The sequence below is a fragment of the Pseudomonas sp. Irchel s3b2 genome (assembly GCF_900187445.1).
Taxonomy (GTDB): Bacteria; Pseudomonadota; Gammaproteobacteria; order Pseudomonadales; family Pseudomonadaceae; genus Aquipseudomonas.
The window spans coordinates 325555-345493 of the sequence record NZ_FYEB01000002.1; the positions used below are offsets into that span (position 1 = coordinate 325555).

Genomic DNA, 19939 nt, shown 5'->3' on the forward strand with positions numbered 1-19939 from the left:
TCGCTCCTACAGAGTCTGAGGTAGACCACCCTTTTGTGAACGACTCAAACCTTGTAGGAGCGAGCGGGCGGCGATCCGACTTGCCCGCGAAGGCGTCACCACGATTTCAAACGGTTGGCGGCCCGGGATACCCGCAATGCGCCCACGACTCCGCCCGGCTGTACCACGCCATCATCACCATTTGCAGCAACGAGCTATGGCCCATGCGCAACAGGCTCAACGAGCTGTTTTCCCAGCGGTCGAGAAAGCGCTGGATCTCTTCGCTGCTGGCGTTTTCCCAACTGCCCCAGATCCCGGTCAATGGGCCGCGAGTCACGGCCATCCCCAACACATCGAACAATTGCCGGGTCAGTTTGAGCATTTCCGGCGATAGGTGATTCAGACCGTTATCCAGGCAGTGCAGGGTCTGGTCGACGGCGGCCGGCATTTTGTCGACGGCCACGGCGCCATCGAGCATCACCGGAATCACTGCCCGCAGAAACTCCAGGTCACTGCTGCGCAGAATCGCGAAACCGCTGGCCGGGTTGCTCGACGAGCAGCCGCTGAGGCTCGCGCCTAATCCGGCGGTGGCCAGAAAGGCGCTGGCGCCGAGGCTGAATTTAAGCAGGCCGCGCCGTGACAGCGCGGGTGTGTCGGACAGGCTTGGGCTCATTATTGTTATTACCCGGCGGTGATGATCGTTAGCGGATAAACAGCTTCTGGATCAGTTTCTGAATGGATTTTCCGTAGGGCGGATAGATCAGCTTCGCCGCATTGAAACGCTGTTTGATCAGCACGCCTTTGGCCTTGCTGAAGGTCAGGAAGCCCTCGTGGCCGTGGTAGTGGCCCATGCCCGAGGCACCGATGCCGCCGAACGGCATGTCGTCCTGAGCCACGTGCAGCAAGGTGTCATTGAGGCAAACGCCGCCGGAATGGGTTTCGTCGAGGACGCGTTTTTGCTCGCGCTTGTCATAGCCGAAGTAATACAGCGCCAGCGGACGAGGCCGTTGGTTGATGTAGGCAAACGCTTCATCAAGATCCTTGTACGGCACGATCGGCAGTAACGGGCCGAAGATTTCGTCCTGCATCACCGTCATCTCATCGCTGACGTTGAGTAGCACGCTATGACTCATGCGTCGGCCCTGGCCCTGATCGAACAGTGGAATCAGCAGCGCGCCCTTGCTGGTGGCGTCGCTGAGGTAGCCGTTGAGGCGCGCCAGTTGTCGATCATTGATGATGGCGGTGTAGTCCGGGTTGTCGGCCAGCGTCGGATAAAAACCGCGAACCGCCTGACGATAGGCTTCGACGAAAGATCCGACGCGGTCTTCCGGCACCAGCACATAGTCCGGGGCGACACAGGTTTGCCCGGCGTTGAGGGTCTTGCCGAAAGCGATGCGTTCGGCGGCATCCTTGAGTGGCACATCGCGGGAAACGATGGCCGGAGACTTGCCGCCCAGTTCGAGGGTCACCGGGGTCAGATTCTCGGCCGCCGCGCGCATCACATGTTTGCCGATACTGGTGCCGCCAGTGAACAGCAAGTGATCGAAACGCAGTTGGGAGAACGCCACGCCGATATCGGCCTCACCCAGTACCACGCAGACCAGGTCCTGGGGAAAGATTCGACCCAGCAGTTCCTTGAGCAACAAACCGGTGGCCGGGGTCGATTCGCTGAGTTTGAGCATCACCCGGTTGCCCGCCGACAACGCGCCCACCAGCGGCCCGATGGCCAGATAAAGCGGGTAGTTCCACGGCACGATCACTCCGACCACGCCCAACGGCTGATAAACGACTTTGGCCGACGCCGGCTGAAAGGCGATGCCGACTTTGCGTCGCGAGGTTTTCATCCAGGTTTTGAGATGCCGGCTGGCGTAGTGAATGCCGTGTAGGCTGGGCATCAATTCGGCGAGCAGGGTTTCATCGGCGCTGCGGTGGCTGAAATCCTGGCTGATGGCATCGATCAGGGCCTGGCGCTCATTGCTCAGCAGATCCCGCAACGCTTTTAGCCATTGCTGGCGCTGAGCCGCGGGGGGCATCGGATGGGCCGCATATGCCGCGCGTTGAGCGTCGAACAGGGTTTGGAGCTCGTCCAGGGGCTGCTGCAGGTTTTTCAGGTAGGCGATGTCAGCAGGCATGGTCGGCTCCGGATTTATTGGAATGAGGCACTTTTAGAGTCTATGCTCTATAAAGTCAAATGCCATCCTGGTGCAGCTTGTTTATCCATCCGCGGATAGGTCGTAAGATGCCCATCACCGCACTCTGAATTAAAGCTCAAGCCATGGCCCCTCGGATCAAAACCAGCGAGCGCATCGTGCAGAACAGCCTGGAGCTGTTCAATCAGCAGGGCGAGCGCAGCATCAGCACCAACCACATTGCTGCCCACATGGAGATTTCCCCGGGCAACCTGTACTACCACTTCCCCAACAAGCAGGCGATCATCGCCGTATTGTTCAGTGAGTACGAAAGCCTGGTGGACAGCTTCCTGCGCCCGCCCCAGGGGCGGGCCGCGACAGTCGAAGACAAGCGCTTCTACCTCAAGGAATTGCTCTCTGCCATGTGGCGCTACCGCTTCCTGCATCGCGACCTTGAGCATTTGCTCGACAGCGATCCCGAGCTGGCCGCCCGTTACCGGCGTTTTTCCCAGCGCTGCCTGATCCAGGGCACGCACATCTACGCGGGCTTCGTCGAGGCGGGCATTCTGTGCATGGATAAGGTTCAGATCGAATCCCTGACCCTCAATGCCTGGATCATCCTCACCTCGTGGGTGCGTTTTCTGTGCACCACGCGGGAAAATTCCAACCATCTGAGCGAACAGGCCATCAAACGTGGCGTTTATCAGGTGCTGGTGCTGGAGGCCGGGTTCGTCACCGATCAATCTCGCAATGCAGTGAATGCACTGTTCGAAGAGTTTTATGTGCCGCTGGCCCAGGCGCTGGAAGAAGCGGGATAAAGAAGTGGGATAAAGAGTGCGGTAGGATTGAAGCCGACAACATCACAGGAGCCCGTTATGCCCATTGCGCAACTGATCAGCCCGCAAGCGTTGGACCTGAAAAAGGAAACGCCTGGGCTGGTGATTCTGGATTGTCGGTTTGCCCTCGAAGACCCTGATTACGGTCAGCGCAGCTACGCCGAAGGGCATATTGCCGGATCGAGCTTTGCCGATCTTGAGCGTGATTTGAGCGGGGCAGTGGTCAAGGGGGTTACCGGGCGTCATCCATTGCCCGACCCCGCCGACTTGATCGAACGCTTGCAAACCTGGGGCATCAACGCCGACAGCGAAGTGGTTTTGTACGATGATGGTCCCGGCGCCTACGCGGCGCGGGCCTGGTGGTTGCTGGCGTGGCTGGGCAAGCGCGATGGCGTGTTCATTCTCGATGGCGGGCTGAAAGCCTGGCATGCCGCCGGGTTGCCCCTGAGTCTTGATTCGCCGTCGGTTACCCGTGGCACCTTCACCGGGACGCCGGATGCTTCGTTGGTGCTCAGCGCCGAACAACTCCAGCAACGTCTCGGCCAGCCCGCGCTGACCTTGCTCGACGCCCGCGGCTTGCCGCGCTTCAAGGGCGAAGTGGAGCCGATCGATCCGGTTGCCGGGCACATCCCCGGCGCACAATGTGCCGCGTTCACCGATAACCTGGGCAGCGACGGGCGGTTCCTGTCGGCCGAACAGCTCAAGCAGCGGTTTACCGCGAAGCTCGGTGATCGTTCACCGGCGGACTTGGTCGCGTATTGCGGTTCCGGTGTGACCGCTTGCCACAACTTGTTCTCCCTGTGCCTGGCGGGTTATCCGTTGGGAGCGTTGTATGCCGGGTCGTGGAGCGAGTGGATCAACGATCCTGCGCGAGGCGTCGCCAAGGGCGAGTAATCCCCAATCCATTGTGGGAGCCAGCCTCTTGTGGCGAGGGGGCTTGTCGGAACGCCGCATCGCCCCGTTCGGCTGCGAAGCAGTCGCAAATCGGACGACGAGGTTTAACTGAAGCACCGCATCCGCTGGCTTCGGGAGCGCTTCGCACTCCAACGGGGGCAAGTCCCCTCGCCACAAAGGCTCGCTCCCACAGGGGTAATAAGGTGCTCTTGGGATTTCACAGCTGCCGCGCGCTGCGATACGCCCCCGGCCCAACCCCGTAAACCTGCTTGAATTGCCGACTCAGATGGCTCTGGTCGGCAAAGCCCAGCCGCGTCGCGACTTCCAGCGGCAGGCAGCCGCGCTGTAACAGTGCCCGTGCCCGGGCAATACGTTGCTGCATCAACCAGGTGTGTGGCGGCATGCCGGTGGCTCTGCGGAATACCCGGGCGAAGTGAAAGGGCGACAGGTTCACCGTCGACGCCAGTTCTTCCAGCGAAGGCGGCGCCGCCAATCGTGATTGCAGCAGTTCCTTTGCCAGGGTCACCGCCCGATGTTCCTTGCCGGGTCTGCTGGCGATCGGAACGGCTGCGTGACGTTGCAACAGCGACAGCATCATTTCCCGCCAGACGGTTTGTTGCTGCAGGGCCGTGGACGGGCTCTCCAGCAAACAATGCAATTGGCAGAACCCCTTCACCAGATCCGGATCGCGATACAACGTGGCGCCAAACGCCGGCAAGGTATCGGTCGGCAGTTCGAGTTCCTCCAGCAGTGAAAGAATCTGCCCACTGTCGGGATAAAACGCCCGGTACAACCAACCGTCCTCCGTACCTTTGTGGCCGGTGTGCAGTTCATCCGGATTGATCAGCACCAGCGTGCCGCTGCCCGCCAGATGCTCGGCGCCTCGATAGCGATAACGCTGGGCGCCGGCCATGATCATGCCGATTACATAGCCGTCATGCACATGGGGGGCGAAGCGGTGTTCGATGTAGCGTGCGGACAACAACTCGACGCCAGCCAACGGCGCCGTTTGCCAGAAGTGAATCGACTCACCCTGATCGGAACCCATGTTTACTTGCGCCCTGTGGTGGCCAGCCATTGGGGAATGCGCCGTTCCAGGTAGTAACCCGGTTGCCGGAACGAGCCGTCGACGAAGCCGACATGCCCGCCCTTGGCCTGCAACTCGAATTGCGTGCAGGCAGACAACTCGTCGGCTTGCGGCAGGCTATGAGGAAAGACAAACGGGTCATCGGCCGCCTGGATGATCAGGGTCGGTGTGCGAATCTCTCCGAGGAAATAACGACTCGACGCGCGGCGATAATAATCCGCGGCATCGGCGAAACCATTCAGCGGTGCGGTCACCCGGCCATCGAAATCCCAGAAGGTGCGCATATTCTCCAGTGAGCCCAGCGCCTCCAATGCCGCCAGGCCATCCTGATGCCCTTCATGCTGGAACCTGCGCTGCTTGTTCTTGATGTAGGCGACCATCTCTCGCATGAAATGCGCTTGATAGAGTTTGGAAAAACCCTGGCCGATACGATCGGCGCAGTGATCGAGGCGAAACGGCACCGACACTGCCACGGCGCCGAGTACGCCGCTGTTGCTGCCGGTTTCGCCCAGATGCTTGAGTAAAACGTTGCCACCCATGGAATAACCGACCGCATACAGCGGCGCGAGAGGGCGTTGGCTCCGCAGATGTTTAATAGTCTCTGCCAGGTCTTCACTAGCCCCGGAATGGTAACTGCGTGGCAACAGATTGGGCTCGCCGGAGCAGCCTCGCCAGTTCAGCGCGACGCTGGCCCAACCCTGGGCACCCAGCGCCTTTTGCACCCCGGCCACATAAGGCGAGTTCGATGAGCCGGTCAGGCCGTGCAGCACCAACACCAGTGGCGCATTCGTGCTGTGGGGGCCGTGCCAGTCCAGGTCAAGGAAGTCGCCGTCTTCGAGCCACAAACGTTCGCGTTCGCGGTTGATATGCGTGGTTTTGCGCCAAAGCGGTCCCCACAGGGTTTGTAAGTGCGGATTACCCAGACCGTAGGCGGGCGTGAAGGCGGGGGTGAAACGTTCTGGCAGATGGGACACGATTGCTCTCGATGCAGCGGTGCTTACCCGCAGCGTTAGCTGACTGAGTTTCGCACCGTTCTTTCAGGCCGGACTAACCGGCGATCCCTGCCATACGTTGCCACAACGCGTAATACACCCGTCCGGATTTTTGCTCCCGATGCAGGCGCCAATTTTCTGGCAAACCCAACATCGACGGTGCCGTTTCGCTTTCAGTGTAGACCCACGCATCGTCACTCAGCCAATGACGCTCTTCGAGCAAAGTGCAAACGACCGGCAACAGGTTCTGATTGAATGGAGGGTCGAGAAACACCAGATCGAACGCAGTGGCCGGCTGGGTTTCCAGATAGCGCAAGGCGTCGGCAGTCTGTACCTGGCCGGTGGTGCAGCGCAGGGTGCCCAGATGTTCTTTCAGGCTGGACACCGCGATGTTGCTGGCGTCCAGCGCCTGGCCCATGGCCGCGCCGCGGGACAAGGCTTCCAGAAATAGCGCGCCGCTGCCGGCAAACGGATCGAACACCTTGGCTCCGGCGACATAAGGCGCGAGCCAGTTGAACAGGGTTTCACGTACCCGGTCCGGGGTCGGTCGCAGGCCCGGGGCGTCCGGGAAGCTCAGCTTTCGGCTGCGCCATTCGCCGCCGATGATGCGCAATTGATTCACACCGTTATGCACGTTGTGGACAGGTTTTTTCGGGCGAGTGGCCATTAATGCTCCGGAACCCCGAGCGGTTGCTCGGCAGGTTTGTCAGTAGGGGCCGGCAACGGCTTTTGTGGCACGGTCGGGCCAGCGCTGACGATGACCAGTTTGTCCGTGCTCAGGTGTTTGTTCAATGCGGCTTTGACTTGCTCGACGGTCAGGCTCTGGGACTGCTGCATGAAGTCTTCCAGGTAGCTCAGTGGCAAGTTGTAAAAACCCATGGCGCCAAGCTGCCCGACGATATCGGCGTTGCTGGCGGTGGACAGCGGGAAGCTGCCGGCCAGTTCACGTTTGGCATCGTCGAGTTCTTTCTCGGTGGGGCCGGTTTTAAGGTAGTCGGCGAGCACGTCCTGCACCAGTTTCAGCGTGCCTTCGCTCATCTCGGCGCGGGTCTGCAGGTTGATCATGAACGGGCCGCGAACCTGCATCGGGCTGAAACCCGAATACACGCCATAGGCCAGGCCGCGCTTCTCGCGCACTTCGCTCATCAACCGGGTGCCGAAGCCACCGCCGCCAAGGATCTGATTGCCCAAGGACAGCGCAGCGTAGTCCGGATCGTCACGGTCGATGCCCAGTTGCGCGATCATCAGGTTGGTCTGCTTGGACGGAAATTCGATGTGGCCGATGCTGGACTTGGGGTCGGTCGGTTGTTCGATTTTTGCCAAGGCCGGCCCTTTAGGCAGGTCGGCGGACACTTGTGCGGCAACCGCCTCGGCCTCGGCGCGGGACAGATCGCCCACCAGCGCAATCACCACGTTGCCGGCGGCGTAGGCTTTCTGATGGAAGGCCCGCAACTGCGCCAGGGTGATCGGAGGGATGCTTTTCGCCGTGCCGTCGCTGGAATGCGCGTACGGGTGATCGCCATACAAGCGGTTCATCAGCTCCAGGCTGGCGAGTTTGCCGGGGTTCTGTTTCTGGTATTCGAAACCGGCCAGCATCTGGTTCTTGATGCGCGCAAACGAATCGGCGGGGAAGGTCGGTTTGCCGACGACTTCAGCGAACAGCTTCAAGGCAGGCTCGCGTTTGTCCGCGGCACTGAGACTGCGCAGCGAGGCAATCGCCATGTCTTTATAGGCGCCGTTACCGAAGTCGGCCCCCAGGCCTTCGAAGCCCTGGGCGATAGCGCTGACATCTTTGCCGGCCACACCTTCGTTGAGCATGGCGTTGGTCAACAGTGCCAGGCCGGAAGCATCGCCGTCCTGACTGCTGCCAGCGGCGAAAATCAGGCGCATATCGAACATCGGCAGTTCACGGGCTTCGACGAACAATACCTTGGCGCCTTCGGCGGTGTTCCAGGTCTGCACGTTCAGCGAGCGACGGCTTGGGGCTTTGCCGTCGAGTTCTGCCAACGATTGCAGTTTCTGGCTGGACTTGGCTTTGTCGAGGGCTTCGCTGGCGCTGGTTTCGTCAGGCTTGGACAAATAGAAGGCGGCGGAGCCGAGCACTGCAATGACGATCAGGCCGATCAGGGCCAGGCGCGGTTTTTTACGCTCACTCATGAGTCGTCTCCTCGGGCAGTACATGGGCGACGCTGAGACGTGCGCGGGTGAAATACAGCTTGGCGGCCTTCTGGATGTCTTGCGGGGTCACGCTTTCCAGTTCGGCGAGTTCGGTGTCCATCAGTTTCCAGGACAGCCCGACGGTTTCCAGTTGGCCGATGGCGGTGGCCTGGCTGGTGATCGAGTCACGCTCGTAGACCAGGCCGGCAATGACCTGCGCTCGCACGCGCTCCAGTTCTTCAGTGGATGGCGCGGTGGTTTTCAGCTGTTCGAGCAGTTTCCACAGGCCGGCTTCCGCCTGGGCCATGGTTTTCTTCTTCTGGGTGTTCGGCGTGGCCGACAAAGTGAACAGGCTGTCGCCACGGGTATAGGCGTCGTAGCTCGACGAACCGCCGGACACCAGCTCTTCGCCGCGTTCCAGTTGCGTCGGGATCCGGCCGCTGTAACCGCCGTCGAGCAGTGCGGAGATCAGGCGCAGGGCATTCACCGATCGCTTGTCTTCGGCGGTGGCGATGCTCGGCACGTTGAAGGCCAGCATCAGGCTCGGCAATTGAGTCTGCACATGCAGGGTGATTTTCCGTTCGCCGGGCTCGGCCAGTTCCAGCGGGATTTTCGCGGATGGCACGTCGCGCTTGGCGATCGGGCCGAAGTAACGCTGGGCCAGGGTTTTGACTTCGTCCGGGGTCACGTCACCGACCACTACCAGGGTAGCGTTGTTCGGCACATACCAGGATTGATACCAGTGGCGCAGTTCTTCGATCTTCATGCGGTCGAGGTCCGCCATCCAGCCGATGGTCGGCGTGTGATAACCGCTGGCAGGGTAGGCCATGGCCATGAAGCGTTCGTAGGCCTTGGACATCGGCTTGTCGTCGGTGCGCAGGCGACGTTCTTCTTTGATGACTTCGATCTCGCGGGTGAACTCGTCGGCTGGCAGGCGCAGATTGGCCATGCGGTCGGCTTCCAGCTCGAAGGCCACGCCCAGACGATCACGGGCCAGCACTTGGTAATACGCGGTGAAGTCATCGCTGGTGAAGGCGTTCTCTTCGGCACCGAGGTCGCGCAAGATCAGCGACGCTTCGCCGGGGCCGACTTTCTCGCTGCCCTTGAACATCATGTGTTCCAGCGCGTGGGACAGCCCGGTCTGGCCCGGGGTCTCATAGCTTGAGCCAACCTTGTACCAGACCTGGGAAACGACGACCGGTGCACGATGGTCTTCGCGCACGACAACCTTCAGGCCGTTGTCGAGGGTGAATTCGTGGGTGGGTTGTGGATCGGCAGCCAGGGCTGAAAGGGGCAGACAAACTGTGCTGAACAGCAGGCCTGCAGCGCGGCGGGCTAGAGCATTCATTCGTTTTTAAACCTGTTGGGCTGCCCGCTTGGTCTTAGCGTCGGCGGGCGAGAGGGTGCTAGGATACTGATCCGTTTTACTGGCGGCCACGCCTATCAGGCCTTTGTGTTTGATCAGGCTGTATAGGTTTGCGACGGAAGGCATGTGTTTAGCAGCTAAACTCTGCTTTTTCGCCGATTTTGCCGGTCTAGTCCTTCGTGAAATCGTATCTTTGAGGTGCCGTTCGTACCTCGACAAAATGTTGCGCGCGAACAAGCTGGATGAATCGCAGTCTGTTCTGCATCGAATTATTTATTGCCGAGGCGCCCTTTGGCGCGTCGCTACTGTGAGATAGCCGTCCTCCATGTTTGGTTCCAACGACGACAAGAAGACCCCAGCTGCGGCTGGCGAGAAGAAAAGCCTGTTCGGATGGCTGCGCAAAAAGCCGCAGGAACCCGTTATCGAACAGCCACAGCCACTTCCTGAGCCAACACCTGCGCCGGTCATGGAACAAGTGCCTGCGCCGATTGCCCTGCCGATCGCCGAGCCGGTGCTGCAACCCGCGGCCGAGCCTGCGCCTGAGCCTGAAACCGTAGTCGTGGCCCCGTTGCCACTGACGCCAGCCGCCGAGCCATGGCTGACGTTGCCGGTGGCGGAAGAGCCGGTGGCGTTGGTCGAAGATGAGCAAGCGGTTCACATCACGCCACCGATTCCGGCCCAGGCCGCATTTGCTCCTGAGCCGGTTCAGACACCAGTGGTTGAGCCGGTCGTTGAGCCCGTGTTCGTGGCCGAGCCTGCACCGGTTGTTCCAGAACCAGAAGTGCCGGTATTTGTTGTTCCCTCTCCGGTTGCTCCGGTTGCTCCGATTGTTCAAGCGCCAGAGCCTGCACCTGCACCTGCACCTGCACCTGCACCGGTCATCGCTCCTGTCTCCGCCACGCCCGTTGCTCCTGTGGAAACTCCCGTCGAGCCTGTGCGTACCGAAGAGTCCAAAGCCGGTTTCTTCGCCCGCCTCAAACAAGGCCTGTCCAAGACCAGCGCCAGCATTGGCGAGGGCATGGCCAGCCTGTTCCTTGGCAAGAAAATCATCGATGACGAATTGCTCGAAGACATCGAAACCCGTCTGCTGACCGCCGATGTCGGCGTCGAAGCGACGTCGGTGATCATTCAGCGTCTGACTCAGAAAGTCGCCCGCAAAGAGCTGGCCGATGCCAACGCGCTGTACAAATCTCTGCAAGCCGAACTGGCAGCGATGCTCAAACCGGTTGAGCAGCCGCTGAAAATCACCTCGCAGAACAAGCCATTCGTGATTCTGGTGGTGGGCGTCAACGGCGCCGGCAAGACCACCACCATCGGCAAACTGGCGAAGAAACTGCAACTCGACGGCAAGAAAGTCATGCTTGCCGCCGGTGACACCTTTCGCGCCGCCGCGGTCGAGCAATTGCAGGTCTGGGGTGAGCGCAACAAGATTCCGGTCATCGCCCAGCACACTGGCGCCGACTCGGCTTCGGTCATCTTCGATGCCGTGCAGGCCGCCAAGGCCCGGGGTATTGATGTGCTGATCGCCGACACCGCCGGTCGTTTGCATACCAAAGACAACCTGATGGAAGAACTGAAAAAAGTTCGCCGGGTGATCGGCAAGCTCGACGCCGATGCGCCGCACGAGGTGTTGTTGGTGCTCGACGCCGGTACCGGCCAGAACGCCATCAATCAGGCCAAGCAATTCAACCAGACCGTCGAACTGACCGGCCTGGCACTGACCAAACTCGACGGCACCGCCAAGGGCGGGGTGATTTTCGCCCTGGCCAAGCAGTTTGGCTTGCCGATTCGTTACATCGGCGTCGGCGAAGGCATCGACGATTTGCGTACTTTTGAAGCAGAACCCTTTGTCCAGGCATTGTTTGCCGAGCGGGAGCGTTCATGATTCGTTTCGAGCAGGTCGGTAAACGCTACCCGAATGGTCACGTCGGCTTGCATGAGCTGAGCTTTCGAGTCCGTCGGGGCGAATTCTTGTTTGTCACCGGCCATTCCGGCGCTGGCAAAAGCACCTTGTTGCGGCTGTTGTTGGCGATGGAGCGTCCGACCACCGGCAAATTGCTGTTGGCAGGGCAAGACCTGAGTACCATCAGCAATGCGCAGATTCCGTTTCTGCGTCGGCAAATCGGTGTGGTGTTTCAGAATCACCAGTTGCTGTTCGATCGCACGGTGTTCAACAACGTCGCGTTGCCGCTGCAGATCCTTGGCCTGTCCAAAGCCGAAGTCGCCAAGCGCGTGGACTCGGCCCTGGAGCGCGTGGCGCTCTCGGACAAAACCGATCTCTACCCCGGTGACCTGTCCACCGGCCAGCAACAGCGCGTCGGCATCGCTCGCGCCATCGTTCACCGTCCGGCCTTGCTGCTGGCGGACGAACCCACCGGTAACCTCGACCCGCGTCTGGCGGCAGAAATCATGGGCGTGTTCGAAGACATCAACCGTCTGGGTACCAGTGTGCTGATCGCCAGTCACGACCTGGCACTGATTGCCCGCATGCGTCACCGCATGCTCACCCTGCAGCGTGGCCGATTGATCGGCGACGGGGAGGCTGGCGTATGAGTGCAACACGTAGCCCCAAGGTTTCCGAGCGCGTGGCCCCGAAACCCGCCGATCCGCAGCCGCAGAAGAAAAAGCGCGACGATGACGATGGCCCGGACTTCTCCACGCTGTTCCGCGCCTGGGTCGAAAGCCATCGTGCCAGTCTGCTGGACAGCTTGCGTCGCTTGGGCAAACACCCGATCGGTAGCTTTTTCACCTGCATGGTGATGGCTGTTGCACTCAGTTTGCCGATGGGCCTGTCACTTCTGCTAAGTAACGTCGAGCGTCTCGGCGGTTCCTGGCAGCGTGCGGCGCAGATTTCCCTGTATCTGCAACTCGATGCCAGCCCTGAACAGGGCGACTCGTTACGTGAGCAGATCAAAGGCATGCCGGGCGTGGCCGACGCCGAATACGTGGGTCGTGATCAGGCGCTGGAAGAATTCCAGCAGCAGTCCGGACTGGGCGAAGCGCTTAAGGAGCTCCCGGAAAACCCGCTGCCGGGCGTGGTCCTGGTGACTCCAAACGAGGTCGACAAGCCCGCGCTTGAAGCATTGAGACAAAAACTTTCCGAATTGCCGAAGGTACAACAGGCCCAACTTGATCTAGTCTGGGTCGAGCGTCTGGCAGCCATCCTCAAGCTGGGCGACCGTTTTGTCTTCGGTCTGACCGTGCTTTTGGTTTCTGCATTACTTTTGGTGATAGGCAATACCATTCGTCTTCATATTGAAAACCGCCGCACAGAGATAGAAGTGATTAAACTCGTCGGCGGCACTGACAGCTATGTGCGCAGGCCCTTTCTGTATATGGGCGCGTTGTATGGCTTCGGTGCGGGGATACTTTCCTGGGGCGTATTGGCGTTCGGCCTGAACTGGCTGAATGACGCGGTGGTTGGATTGGCCGGTTTGTACGGCAGTGATTTTGCGCTGGCTGGAGTGCCAGCTGCCGACGGTCTATCGCTCTTGCTTGGCGCGGTGCTGTTGGGGTATATCGGTGCATGGATTGCAGTCGCACGCCACCTGCGGGAGCTTGCGCCAAAGTAATATCATTTTGCTCGTATTGACCTTTCAGCGTTTATGGGAACTTGTTTTTTGGTTTCCGGTCAATTTTCGCAGTGCTGAACTGCACGAGTTAGGTAAGTCGGAGGTTTTTTCGTATGACCAATTCTTTGCAACCTGCATATGCTCTGGTCCCGGGTGCGAACCTGGAGGCCTATGTGCACACGGTGAACAGCATTCCATTGCTGACGCCGGAGCAGGAGCGTGAACTGGCCGAGAGTCTCTATTATGAGCAGGATTTGGGGGCGGCTCGGCAGATGGTGCTCGCCCACCTGCGTTTTGTCGTGCACATAGCCCGCAGTTACTCCGGCTACGGCCTGGCCCAGGCTGACCTGATTCAGGAAGGCAACGTCGGCCTGATGAAAGCGGTCAAGCGTTTCAACCCGGAAATGGGTGTACGCCTGGTGTCCTTTGCGGTGCACTGGATCAAGGCGGAAATCCACGAGTTCATCCTGCGCAACTGGCGGATCGTGAAAGTCGCGACCACCAAGGCTCAGCGCAAGTTGTTCTTCAACCTGCGCAGCCAGAAGAAACGCCTGGCCTGGCTGAACAACGAGGAAGTCCATCGCGTGGCGGAAAGCCTCGGCGTAGAGCCGCGGGAAGTTCGCGAGATGGAAAGTCGCCTGACCGGCCATGACATGGCTTTCGACCCGGCCGCGGAAGCGGACGACGACAGTGCATTCCAGTCTCCGGCCAACTACCTGGAAGACCACCGGTACGATCCGGCCCGTCAACTGGAAGATGCTGACTGGAGCGACAACTCGAACCACAACCTGCACGAAGCGCTTGAAGTGCTGGACGACCGCAGCCGCGACATCCTCTACCAGCGCTGGCTGGCAGAAGAAAAAGCCACGCTGCACGACCTGGCGCAGAAGTACAACGTGTCGGCCGAGCGTATTCGCCAGCTTGAGAAGAGCGCGATGAACAAGCTCAAGCTGTCGATCGCCGCATAACCTGCGCGCCGGCAATAAGAAACGCCTCGATCATTATGGATCGGGGCGTTTTTGTTGGTGCCCAATATTTTCGCCACACCACAAAACCTCTGTAGGAGCGAGGCTTGCCCGCGAAGGCGGTATGTCATTCAGCAATGATGTCGACTGACACACCGCCTTCGCGGGCAAGCCTCGCTCCTACAGGATTTGCGTCAAGTTATTGAGACCATGGCGCCCGGCGCGAATCGTTGAGCCCTACAAGATAACTGTCACCACCCAGTTGACTCATCTGCTGCCGAATCCACCCGGCCCGTCTTGCAACGTAAGAGGTTGGATGGCTGGCGCTCCACACCCGCGGGTTCGGCAGTACCGCCGCCAGCAAACTCGCCTGCTGTCGAGATATCGAGCGAGCACCCACACCAAAGTGATGCCGAGCCGCCGCTTCGGCGCCAAACACGCCTTCATCCCACTCGACACTGTTGAGGTACACCTCAAGAATCCGCTGCTTGGGCCAGAGCACCTCGATCAGCCCGGTAAACCAGGCTTCCAGACCTTTGCGCAGCCAGCTGCGACCAGACCACAGAAACAGATTCTTCGATACTTGCTGGCTCAAAGTGCTGGCGCCACGAATCGAACCACCGCGTTCGTTATGCGCAAACGCCGCCTGAATCGCGCCGATATCAAAGCCCCAATGTTCGGGAAACTTCTGGTCTTCACCGGCAATCACCGCGACTTTCAGGTCGTCAGAGATTTCATCCCAGGGTTTCCAGGTGCGTTGCACGTCGATGGGTTCGCCATCGAACCAGGATTCGATCTTGCGCTCGGCCATCAGCGCCGTTCCCGGTGGCGGCACCACCCGAAACAGTAATACCAGCAATACGCTGCCGCCCGCGAACCAGAGCAGGGCCTTCGTGAAACGACGGAAAAATAACTGCAGCATAGAGATGGCTTGGCCGAACCCGTTGAGCCGGCCATTATACAGACCCTGTTGATCGAGTCTGACTGGAGTTCTTCATGTTGCGTGGCTTCCTGATGCTGGCTGCCTTTTTCGGCTTCACCGGTGTTGCTTTGGGCGCGTTCGCCGCTCATGGCCTGAAAAGCCGGCTGAGCGCCGAGTATCTGGCGATTTTCCATACAGGCGTTACCTATCAACTGGTGCACACCTTGGCGTTGCTGGGTGTGGCGCTGCTGGCCGCGCAGATTCCCGGTCGACTGATTACTTGGGCCGGAGCATCATTTGCTATCGGCATTCTGTTGTTTTCCGGCAGCCTGTACCTGCTGACGATAACGGGCATCAGCAAGCTCGGGATCGTTACGCCCTTCGGTGGCTTGGCGTTCCTGGTCGGCTGGGTTTGCCTGGGGCTTGCCGCCTGGCGGTTGAGCTGACCACGCGGTCCATTTCGTGACGAATGGCTTGGGTCGGCCTGACTGATCGGGCTAGAATGCCAGCCCCTAAAAATGATGGCGGCATTCGGTATGCGCATTCAATTGAACGGCGAATCCCTTGAACTGCCCGACGGTGAAACCGTTGCGGCCCTGCTGACTCGCCTGGAACTGACCGGGCGCCGGGTGGCGGTCGAGCTCAATCTGGATATCGTCCCGCGCAGCCAGCATGCAGAAACCACGTTGAACGACGGCGATTCCGTCGAAGTGGTACACGCCATCGGCGGCGGCTAGCCCTCCGGCCTGAGCGGCCACAGAATTATTGTGCAAGAACCTCACCCCTACAGAGGATTTCCCATGAGCATCGTTCGTAGCGACAAGCCTTTCGTCCTGGCCGGTCGTACCTACCAGTCGCGTTTGCTGGTAGGCACCGGCAAGTACCGTGACATGGAAGAAACCCGCCTGGCCATCGAAGCCTCGGGTGCCGAGATCGTTACCTTCGCCGTGCGCCGTACCAATCTCGGTCAGAACCCGGGCGAACCGAACCTGCTCGAAGTCCTGTCGCCAGATCGCTACACCTTCCTGCCTAACACCGCCGGCTGCTTCGACGCTACCGAGGCCGTGCGCACCTGCCGCCTGGCCCGTGAGCTGCTCGGCGGCCACAACCTGGTGAAGCTGGAAGTGCTGGCGGACCAGAAAACCCTGTTCCCCAACGTGATCGAAACCCTCAAGGCCGCCGAAGTGCTGGTCAAGGAAGGCTTCGACGTGATGGTGTACACCAGCGATGACCCGATCATTGCCCGTCAACTGGCGGAAATCGGCTGCATCGCGGTCATGCCGCTGGCCGGTCTGATTGGTACGGGCTTGGGCATCTGCAACCCGTACAACCTGCAGATCATCCTCGAAGAAGCCAAGATTCCCGTGCTGGTAGATGCCGGTGTCGGCACCGCTTCCGACGCCACCATCGCCATGGAATTGGGTTGCGAAGCGGTGCTGATGAACTCGGCCATCGCCCATGCCCAGCAACCGATCATGATGGCTGAAGCCATGAAACACGCCATCGTCGCGGGCCGTCTGGCCTACCTCGCCGGCCGCATGCCGAAAAAACTCTATGCCAGCGCCTCCTCGCCGCTGGATGGTCTGATCAAGTAAGAGCCATTGATGACTGAATCAAACGACACGCCAATCCAGACGGAAGAAGGCGAAGAGCGCCAACACCGCCGCATCAAGAGTTTCGTGATGCGCGCCGGGCGCATGACTGAAGGCCAGCAAAAAGGTCTGGAGCAGGGCGCGCCGCTGTTCGTACTGCCTTTGGCCGATGCGCCGGTGGATTTCGATCAGGTGTTCGGGCGCGCAGCAAAGCGCTCGCTGGAAATCGGTTTCGGCATGGGCCATTCGCTGCTGGAAATGGCCGCAGCCTCGCCGGAGCAGGATTTCATTGGCGTTGAGGTTCACCGTCCGGGTGTCGGCGCGCTGCTCAATGGTGTGCTGACTCAGGGCCTGACCAACCTGCGCGTCTACGATTGCGATGCGATCGAAGTGCTCAACCGTTGCATCGCCGACAACAGTCTCGATCGCCTGATGCTGTTTTTCCCGGATCCGTGGCACAAGAGCCGTCACCACAAGCGTCGTATCGTGCAGGCATCGTTCGCTGAACTGGTGCGCAGCAAGTTGAAGGTCGGCGGTGTGTTGCACATGGCCACCGACTGGGAACCGTACGCCGAGTACATGCTGGAAGTGATGAGCGTCGCGCCGGGCTATCGCAACCTCGCCGAAGACGGCAAATGCGTCCCGCGCCCGACCGAACGCCCGATCACCAAGTTCGAACGCCGCGGCGAACGCCTTGGGCATGGCGTGTGGGATTTGAAGTTCGAAAAACAGGCTTAAGCGTGTACTGATCGTTCCCACGCTCCGCGTGGGAATTCCTCAATGGACGCTCCGCGTTCGGCTCTGAATGGGACGCGGAGCGTCCCTGGATGCATTCCCACGCAGAGCGTGGGAACGATCATCAGCCCTCAGCGGCGGTCGGCTACGACGCCAATCAACACCAGCACCACCAACAGCACCGGCGCCAGGCTGTAGTTGTTGAACTGGCTCAGGCCTTTGATGATCCATGGCGTGGCATAGATCAGTGCCACGCCGCTGCCAACCAAGCACAGCAGGGCCATCAGCGGGACGCGCAAGGCGCCTGCGATGCTGCCCAGGCGTTGGTCGACCCAGCCTTTGATGTCGGCGCCAAACAGCACCAGCAAACAGCCCACCAGCGCCAGAGAGATTTCCGACAGGTTGCTACGGCTCCAGCGGGACACGGTGGCGAGCAGGTCGAGTACCAGATCCATTCGATTTCCTTATGTCAGAAAATTCTGCAGCAAGTCATTGAGAAAGAGTTGTCCGCGTAGCGTGGCCGCCAGACGTGACGGTTCGACCTGCAACAAGCCACTTTGTTCGGCCTCGCGACGGCCTTCGGCGAGGCTTTCCAGAGACAGCCCGGTGCGCTCCGGATACAGCCGCGCTTCGACGCCCTCGGTCAGGCGCAAGGCGTTCATCAGGAACTCGAACGGCAGCTCTTCGTTGGTCAGGGCTTTCTCGCCGGCCTGAAAGCTCTTGGCCGGGTTGAGGTAGTCCTTCGGCAGGCGGGTCTTCCAGGTGCGCACGATGCGCCCGTCCGGGTGACTGAGCTTGCCGTGGGCGCCGGCGCCGATGCCGATGAAGTCGCCGAAACTCCAGTAATTGAGGTTATGCCGTGCCGGACGACCGGGCTGGGCATAGGCCGAGACTTCGTATTGCGCGTAACCGTGTTCGGCCAACAGCGCCTGGCCGGCCTCTTGAATGTCCCACAGGGTGTCGTCTTCCGGCAGCGTCGGCGGCTGGTTCCAGAACACCGTGTTCGGTTCCAGCGTCAGCTGATACCAAGACAGGTGCGTCGGCTTCAGGGCAATGGCCTGGCGCAGGTCGTTCAGGGCGTCGTCCAGGGACTGATCGGGCAAGCCGTGCATCAGGTCCAGGTTGAAGTTGTCGAAGCCGGCCTGACGGGCCATGCCGGCGGCACGCACGGCTTCGTCGCCGTTGTGAATCCGCCCCAGGGCCTTGAGTTTCTCTTCCTGAAAGCTCTGGATGCCGATCGACAGGCGATTGATGCCCAGCGCCCGGTAGGCACGGAATTTCTCCTGCTCGAATGTCCCGGGGTTGGCTTCCAGGGTGATTTCGATGTCGCTGGCAAACGGAATGCGTTGCTCGACGCCCTTGAGCAAACGGCCCAGAGCCTCGGCACTGAACAGGCTTGGCGTGCCGCCACCGAAGAAAATCGAGCTCAGCTCACGGCCATAAACCGCATGCAAGTCTTGGTCGAGGTCGGCCAGCAAGGCGTCGACATATTCTTCTTCCGGCAGCACGGGGCTGGCGGTGTGGGAGTTGAAGTCGCAATAAGGGCATTTGCGTACACACCACGGGATGTGGATGTACAACGCCAGTGGCGGCAACACGGGCAGGGCCGCTCGAGGCGATTGTGCGGCGCCGCCGAAGATCAGCGGCGACGCGGACGAGTCATGGATCATTTCAGGCCCAGACGCTGGCGCAGCAGATCCATTGCACGGGCGCGGTGGCTGATGAGGTTCTTGTCGCTCGGGCTCAACTCGGCGCTGGAGCACTCGCGCTCCGGCACCCAGAACAGCGGATCGTAGCCAAAACCGTGCTCACCGCTGGCCTGGGTCAGGATGCGCCCATGCCATAGGCCTTCGCAGAGAATCGGCAACGGATCGTCAGCATGACGCACCAGCGCCAGCACACAGACAAACTGCGCACCGCGCTCGGCTTCGGGCACGTCTTTCAACACGTCGAGCAGTTTGGCGTTGTTCGCGGCATCGCCTTTACCGTCAGCGTAGCGGGCGGAATAGATACCCGGCGCACCGCCAAGGAAATCCACTGCCAGCCCCGAATCGTCGGCCAAGGCCGGCAGACCGGAAATGCGCGAGGCATTGCGGGCCTTGAGAATGGCGTTCTCGACGAACGACAGGCCGGTTTCTTCAGGCTCGACGCTGCTGAACTCGCCGATCGAGCGCAAATGCACCGATTCGCCGAGCATGGCCTGGAGTTCCTTGAGTTTGCCGGCGTTATGGCTGGCCAGTACGAGTTGGGTGAAATTCATCATTGGCCGGGGAAAAGCTCTTGTTGAAAACTGATGGTGTTGGTTTTGTCGCCGGTCTGCACCTTGATGTCGAAGGTGCGGATTTCCTGCTGATCCACCGGGAACTGGGCGATGTAGTACACCGCGCCTGTTTCAGTGATCTGTTTGAACTTCAGCGGGATGCTTTGGCTGGTCAGGTCTTTGACCGTGCCGCTGACCTGAGCTGTCTGTGGTTTACCTTCCTTTAGTATCGAGACGTTGATCACGCCCTGATTCTTGCTGCGGGTCAGTTCGGCCGCTTTGGCGATCTCCGGCGTCAGGAAGGTGGAGTTGAAGGTGTTGTAGTGCACCGTCACATCGCCAAAGGTTTCCTTGCGCTCGCCCTTGATGACATCGGCGGCCATGGCGGTGACGCTCAGGCAGGCAGTAAGTAAAAACAGTGCTAGACGACCCATGATCGTTCTCCTCGAAGTG

Annotated in this window: 22 protein-coding genes; 10 read left to right on the forward strand and 12 right to left on the reverse strand. The window is 60.2% G+C overall.

Translation table 11 applies throughout. The features are described from left to right. Positions 1 to 106 precede the first annotated feature (106 nt). Together CKW20_RS08335 and CKW20_RS08340 are read right to left on the reverse strand one after the other, a co-directional pair. Complete coding sequence (locus CKW20_RS08335) at positions 107 to 652, reverse strand: twin-arginine translocation pathway signal protein (RefSeq protein WP_095052505.1); 546 nt, start codon at positions 650 to 652, stop codon at positions 107 to 109. Between the two features lie 28 nt (positions 653 to 680). After that, positions 681 to 2111: a coniferyl aldehyde dehydrogenase gene (locus tag CKW20_RS08340; RefSeq protein ID WP_095052506.1), complete on the reverse strand. Its 1431-nt coding sequence runs from the start codon at positions 2109 to 2111 to the stop codon at positions 681 to 683. A 143-nt stretch (positions 2112 to 2254) separates the two neighbouring features. Here CKW20_RS08340 and CKW20_RS08345 point away from each other — a divergent pair, with 143 nt between their 5' ends. Both CKW20_RS08345 and CKW20_RS08350 read left to right on the forward strand, forming a co-directional pair. Beyond that, positions 2255 to 2926 (forward strand): TetR/AcrR family transcriptional regulator, encoded by a 672-nt coding sequence (locus tag CKW20_RS08345; RefSeq protein WP_095052507.1) that lies wholly within the window; start codon positions 2255 to 2257, stop codon positions 2924 to 2926. 57 nt (positions 2927 to 2983) lie between these two features. Then, positions 2984 to 3838: a sulfurtransferase gene (locus tag CKW20_RS08350; protein WP_095052508.1), complete on the forward strand. Its 855-nt coding sequence runs from the start codon at positions 2984 to 2986 to the stop codon at positions 3836 to 3838. Between the two features lie 217 nt (positions 3839 to 4055). Here the strand turns inward: CKW20_RS08350 and CKW20_RS08355 are convergent, their stop codons facing one another. The 5 genes from CKW20_RS08355 to CKW20_RS08375 all read right to left on the reverse strand — a co-directional run bounded on the left by CKW20_RS08355 (position 4056) and on the right by CKW20_RS08375 (position 9422). Next, positions 4056 to 4886: an AraC family transcriptional regulator gene (locus tag CKW20_RS08355; protein WP_095052509.1), complete on the reverse strand. Its 831-nt coding sequence runs from the start codon at positions 4884 to 4886 to the stop codon at positions 4056 to 4058. Positions 4887 to 4888: 2 nt separating this feature from the next. After that, the gene (locus tag CKW20_RS08360) at positions 4889 to 5899 is read right to left on the reverse strand and encodes a hydrolase (RefSeq protein ID WP_095052510.1); all 1011 of its coding nucleotides are present in this window, start codon (positions 5897 to 5899) and stop codon (positions 4889 to 4891) included. Positions 5900 to 5972: 73 nt separating this feature from the next. After that, complete coding sequence (gene rsmD, locus CKW20_RS08365; RefSeq protein ID WP_095052511.1) at positions 5973 to 6584, reverse strand: 16S rRNA (guanine(966)-N(2))-methyltransferase RsmD; 612 nt, start codon at positions 6582 to 6584, stop codon at positions 5973 to 5975. After that, positions 6584 to 8074 carry a pitrilysin family protein gene (locus CKW20_RS08370; RefSeq protein WP_095052512.1) on the reverse strand — a complete coding sequence of 497 codons (1491 nt, stop codon included), beginning with the start codon at positions 8072 to 8074 and terminating at the stop codon, positions 6584 to 6586. Before CKW20_RS08370 ends, rsmD begins: the two co-directional genes overlap by 1 nt. Beyond that, positions 8067 to 9422, reverse strand: a complete 1356-nt coding sequence (locus tag CKW20_RS08375; protein ID WP_095052513.1) for a pitrilysin family protein — start codon at positions 9420 to 9422, stop codon at positions 8067 to 8069. Before CKW20_RS08375 ends, CKW20_RS08370 begins: the two co-directional genes overlap by 8 nt. 343 nt (positions 9423 to 9765) lie before the next feature. Between CKW20_RS08375 and ftsY the strand changes: the two genes are divergently transcribed. The 4 genes from ftsY (at position 9766) to rpoH (ending at position 13980) form a co-directional block, all read left to right on the forward strand. After that, on the forward strand, positions 9766 to 11325 hold the full coding sequence (gene ftsY / locus CKW20_RS08380) for a signal recognition particle-docking protein FtsY (protein WP_095052514.1): 1560 nt from the start codon (positions 9766 to 9768) through the stop codon (positions 11323 to 11325). Next, on the forward strand, positions 11322 to 11993 hold the full coding sequence (ftsE, locus tag CKW20_RS08385) for a cell division ATP-binding protein FtsE (RefSeq protein ID WP_007897888.1): 672 nt from the start codon (positions 11322 to 11324) through the stop codon (positions 11991 to 11993). The genes ftsY and ftsE overlap by 4 nt, the downstream gene beginning before the upstream one ends. Beyond that, the gene (ftsX, locus tag CKW20_RS08390) at positions 11990 to 13012 is read left to right on the forward strand and encodes a permease-like cell division protein FtsX (RefSeq protein WP_095052515.1); all 1023 of its coding nucleotides are present in this window, start codon (positions 11990 to 11992) and stop codon (positions 13010 to 13012) included. The genes ftsE and ftsX overlap by 4 nt, the downstream gene beginning before the upstream one ends. Positions 13013 to 13125: 113 nt before the next feature. After that, positions 13126 to 13980 carry an RNA polymerase sigma factor RpoH gene (gene rpoH, locus CKW20_RS08395; RefSeq protein ID WP_007897890.1) on the forward strand — a complete coding sequence of 285 codons (855 nt, stop codon included), beginning with the start codon at positions 13126 to 13128 and terminating at the stop codon, positions 13978 to 13980. Between the two features lie 196 nt (positions 13981 to 14176). Here rpoH and mtgA read toward each other — a convergent pair whose 3' ends face one another. Continuing rightward, complete coding sequence (gene mtgA / locus CKW20_RS08400) at positions 14177 to 14899, reverse strand: monofunctional biosynthetic peptidoglycan transglycosylase (protein ID WP_095052516.1); 723 nt, start codon at positions 14897 to 14899, stop codon at positions 14177 to 14179. A gap of 74 nt (positions 14900 to 14973) precedes the next feature. Between mtgA and CKW20_RS08405 the strand changes: the two genes are divergently transcribed. From CKW20_RS08405 to trmB, 4 genes are all read left to right on the forward strand, one after another. Further along, positions 14974 to 15345, forward strand: a complete 372-nt coding sequence (locus tag CKW20_RS08405; protein WP_095052517.1) for a DUF423 domain-containing protein — start codon at positions 14974 to 14976, stop codon at positions 15343 to 15345. 90 nt (positions 15346 to 15435) lie between these two features. Continuing rightward, positions 15436 to 15636: a sulfur carrier protein ThiS gene (gene thiS, locus CKW20_RS08410; RefSeq protein WP_007897898.1), complete on the forward strand. Its 201-nt coding sequence runs from the start codon at positions 15436 to 15438 to the stop codon at positions 15634 to 15636. Positions 15637 to 15699: 63 nt separating this feature from the next. Further along, positions 15700 to 16494: a thiazole synthase gene (locus tag CKW20_RS08415; RefSeq protein WP_007897902.1), complete on the forward strand. Its 795-nt coding sequence runs from the start codon at positions 15700 to 15702 to the stop codon at positions 16492 to 16494. Positions 16495 to 16503: 9 nt separating this feature from the next. Then, on the forward strand, positions 16504 to 17229 hold the full coding sequence (gene trmB, locus CKW20_RS08420; RefSeq protein ID WP_095052518.1) for a tRNA (guanosine(46)-N7)-methyltransferase TrmB: 726 nt from the start codon (positions 16504 to 16506) through the stop codon (positions 17227 to 17229). A 128-nt stretch (positions 17230 to 17357) separates the two neighbouring features. Here trmB and CKW20_RS08425 read toward each other — a convergent pair whose 3' ends face one another. From CKW20_RS08425 to CKW20_RS08440, 4 genes are read right to left on the reverse strand one after another with little or no spacing between them, the layout of a single operon-like run. Then, positions 17358 to 17681, reverse strand: coding sequence for a DUF3392 domain-containing protein (locus CKW20_RS08425; protein ID WP_095052519.1), 324 nt, complete (start codon positions 17679 to 17681; stop codon positions 17358 to 17360). Positions 17682 to 17690: 9 nt separating this feature from the next. After that, positions 17691 to 18896 carry a radical SAM family heme chaperone HemW gene (gene hemW / locus CKW20_RS08430; protein ID WP_095052520.1) on the reverse strand — a complete coding sequence of 402 codons (1206 nt, stop codon included), beginning with the start codon at positions 18894 to 18896 and terminating at the stop codon, positions 17691 to 17693. Next, positions 18893 to 19489, reverse strand: a complete 597-nt coding sequence (gene rdgB / locus CKW20_RS08435) for an RdgB/HAM1 family non-canonical purine NTP pyrophosphatase (protein WP_048396340.1) — start codon at positions 19487 to 19489, stop codon at positions 18893 to 18895. Before rdgB ends, hemW begins: the two co-directional genes overlap by 4 nt. Then, positions 19486 to 19920 carry a DUF4426 domain-containing protein gene (locus CKW20_RS08440; protein WP_095052521.1) on the reverse strand — a complete coding sequence of 145 codons (435 nt, stop codon included), beginning with the start codon at positions 19918 to 19920 and terminating at the stop codon, positions 19486 to 19488. The genes rdgB and CKW20_RS08440 overlap by 4 nt, the downstream gene beginning before the upstream one ends. Between the last annotated feature and the right edge of the window lie 19 nt (positions 19921 to 19939).

Bases quoted from the DNA above. Each gene is read 5' to 3' on its own strand.
- CKW20_RS08335 (WP_095052505.1), bottom strand. From the start codon at position 652: ATGAGCCCAAGCCTGTCCGACACACCCGCGCTGTCACGGCGCGGCCTG.
- CKW20_RS08340 (WP_095052506.1), bottom strand. From the start codon at position 2,111: ATGCCTGCTGACATCGCCTACCTGAAAAACCTGCAGCAGCCCCTGGAC.
- CKW20_RS08345 (WP_095052507.1), top strand. From the start codon at position 2,255: ATGGCCCCTCGGATCAAAACCAGCGAGCGCATCGTGCAGAACAGCCTG.
- CKW20_RS08350 (WP_095052508.1), top strand. From the start codon at position 2,984: ATGCCCATTGCGCAACTGATCAGCCCGCAAGCGTTGGACCTGAAAAAG.
- CKW20_RS08355 (WP_095052509.1), bottom strand. From the start codon at position 4,886: ATGGGTTCCGATCAGGGTGAGTCGATTCACTTCTGGCAAACGGCGCCG.
- rsmD (WP_095052511.1), bottom strand. From the start codon at position 6,584: ATGGCCACTCGCCCGAAAAAACCTGTCCACAACGTGCATAACGGTGTG.
- CKW20_RS08370 (WP_095052512.1), bottom strand. From the start codon at position 8,074: ATGAGTGAGCGTAAAAAACCGCGCCTGGCCCTGATCGGCCTGATCGTC.
- CKW20_RS08375 (WP_095052513.1), bottom strand. From the start codon at position 9,422: ATGAATGCTCTAGCCCGCCGCGCTGCAGGCCTGCTGTTCAGCACAGTT.
- ftsY (WP_095052514.1), top strand. From the start codon at position 9,766: ATGTTTGGTTCCAACGACGACAAGAAGACCCCAGCTGCGGCTGGCGAG.
- ftsE (WP_007897888.1), top strand. From the start codon at position 11,322: ATGATTCGTTTCGAGCAGGTCGGTAAACGCTACCCGAATGGTCACGTC.
- ftsX (WP_095052515.1), top strand. From the start codon at position 11,990: ATGAGTGCAACACGTAGCCCCAAGGTTTCCGAGCGCGTGGCCCCGAAA.
- rpoH (WP_007897890.1), top strand. From the start codon at position 13,126: ATGACCAATTCTTTGCAACCTGCATATGCTCTGGTCCCGGGTGCGAAC.
- mtgA (WP_095052516.1), bottom strand. From the start codon at position 14,899: ATGCTGCAGTTATTTTTCCGTCGTTTCACGAAGGCCCTGCTCTGGTTC.
- CKW20_RS08405 (WP_095052517.1), top strand. From the start codon at position 14,974: ATGTTGCGTGGCTTCCTGATGCTGGCTGCCTTTTTCGGCTTCACCGGT.
- thiS (WP_007897898.1), top strand. From the start codon at position 15,436: ATGCGCATTCAATTGAACGGCGAATCCCTTGAACTGCCCGACGGTGAA.
- CKW20_RS08415 (WP_007897902.1), top strand. From the start codon at position 15,700: ATGAGCATCGTTCGTAGCGACAAGCCTTTCGTCCTGGCCGGTCGTACC.
- trmB (WP_095052518.1), top strand. From the start codon at position 16,504: ATGACTGAATCAAACGACACGCCAATCCAGACGGAAGAAGGCGAAGAG.
- CKW20_RS08425 (WP_095052519.1), bottom strand. From the start codon at position 17,681: ATGGATCTGGTACTCGACCTGCTCGCCACCGTGTCCCGCTGGAGCCGT.
- hemW (WP_095052520.1), bottom strand. From the start codon at position 18,896: ATGATCCATGACTCGTCCGCGTCGCCGCTGATCTTCGGCGGCGCCGCA.
- rdgB (WP_048396340.1), bottom strand. From the start codon at position 19,489: ATGATGAATTTCACCCAACTCGTACTGGCCAGCCATAACGCCGGCAAA.
- CKW20_RS08440 (WP_095052521.1), bottom strand. From the start codon at position 19,920: ATGGGTCGTCTAGCACTGTTTTTACTTACTGCCTGCCTGAGCGTCACC.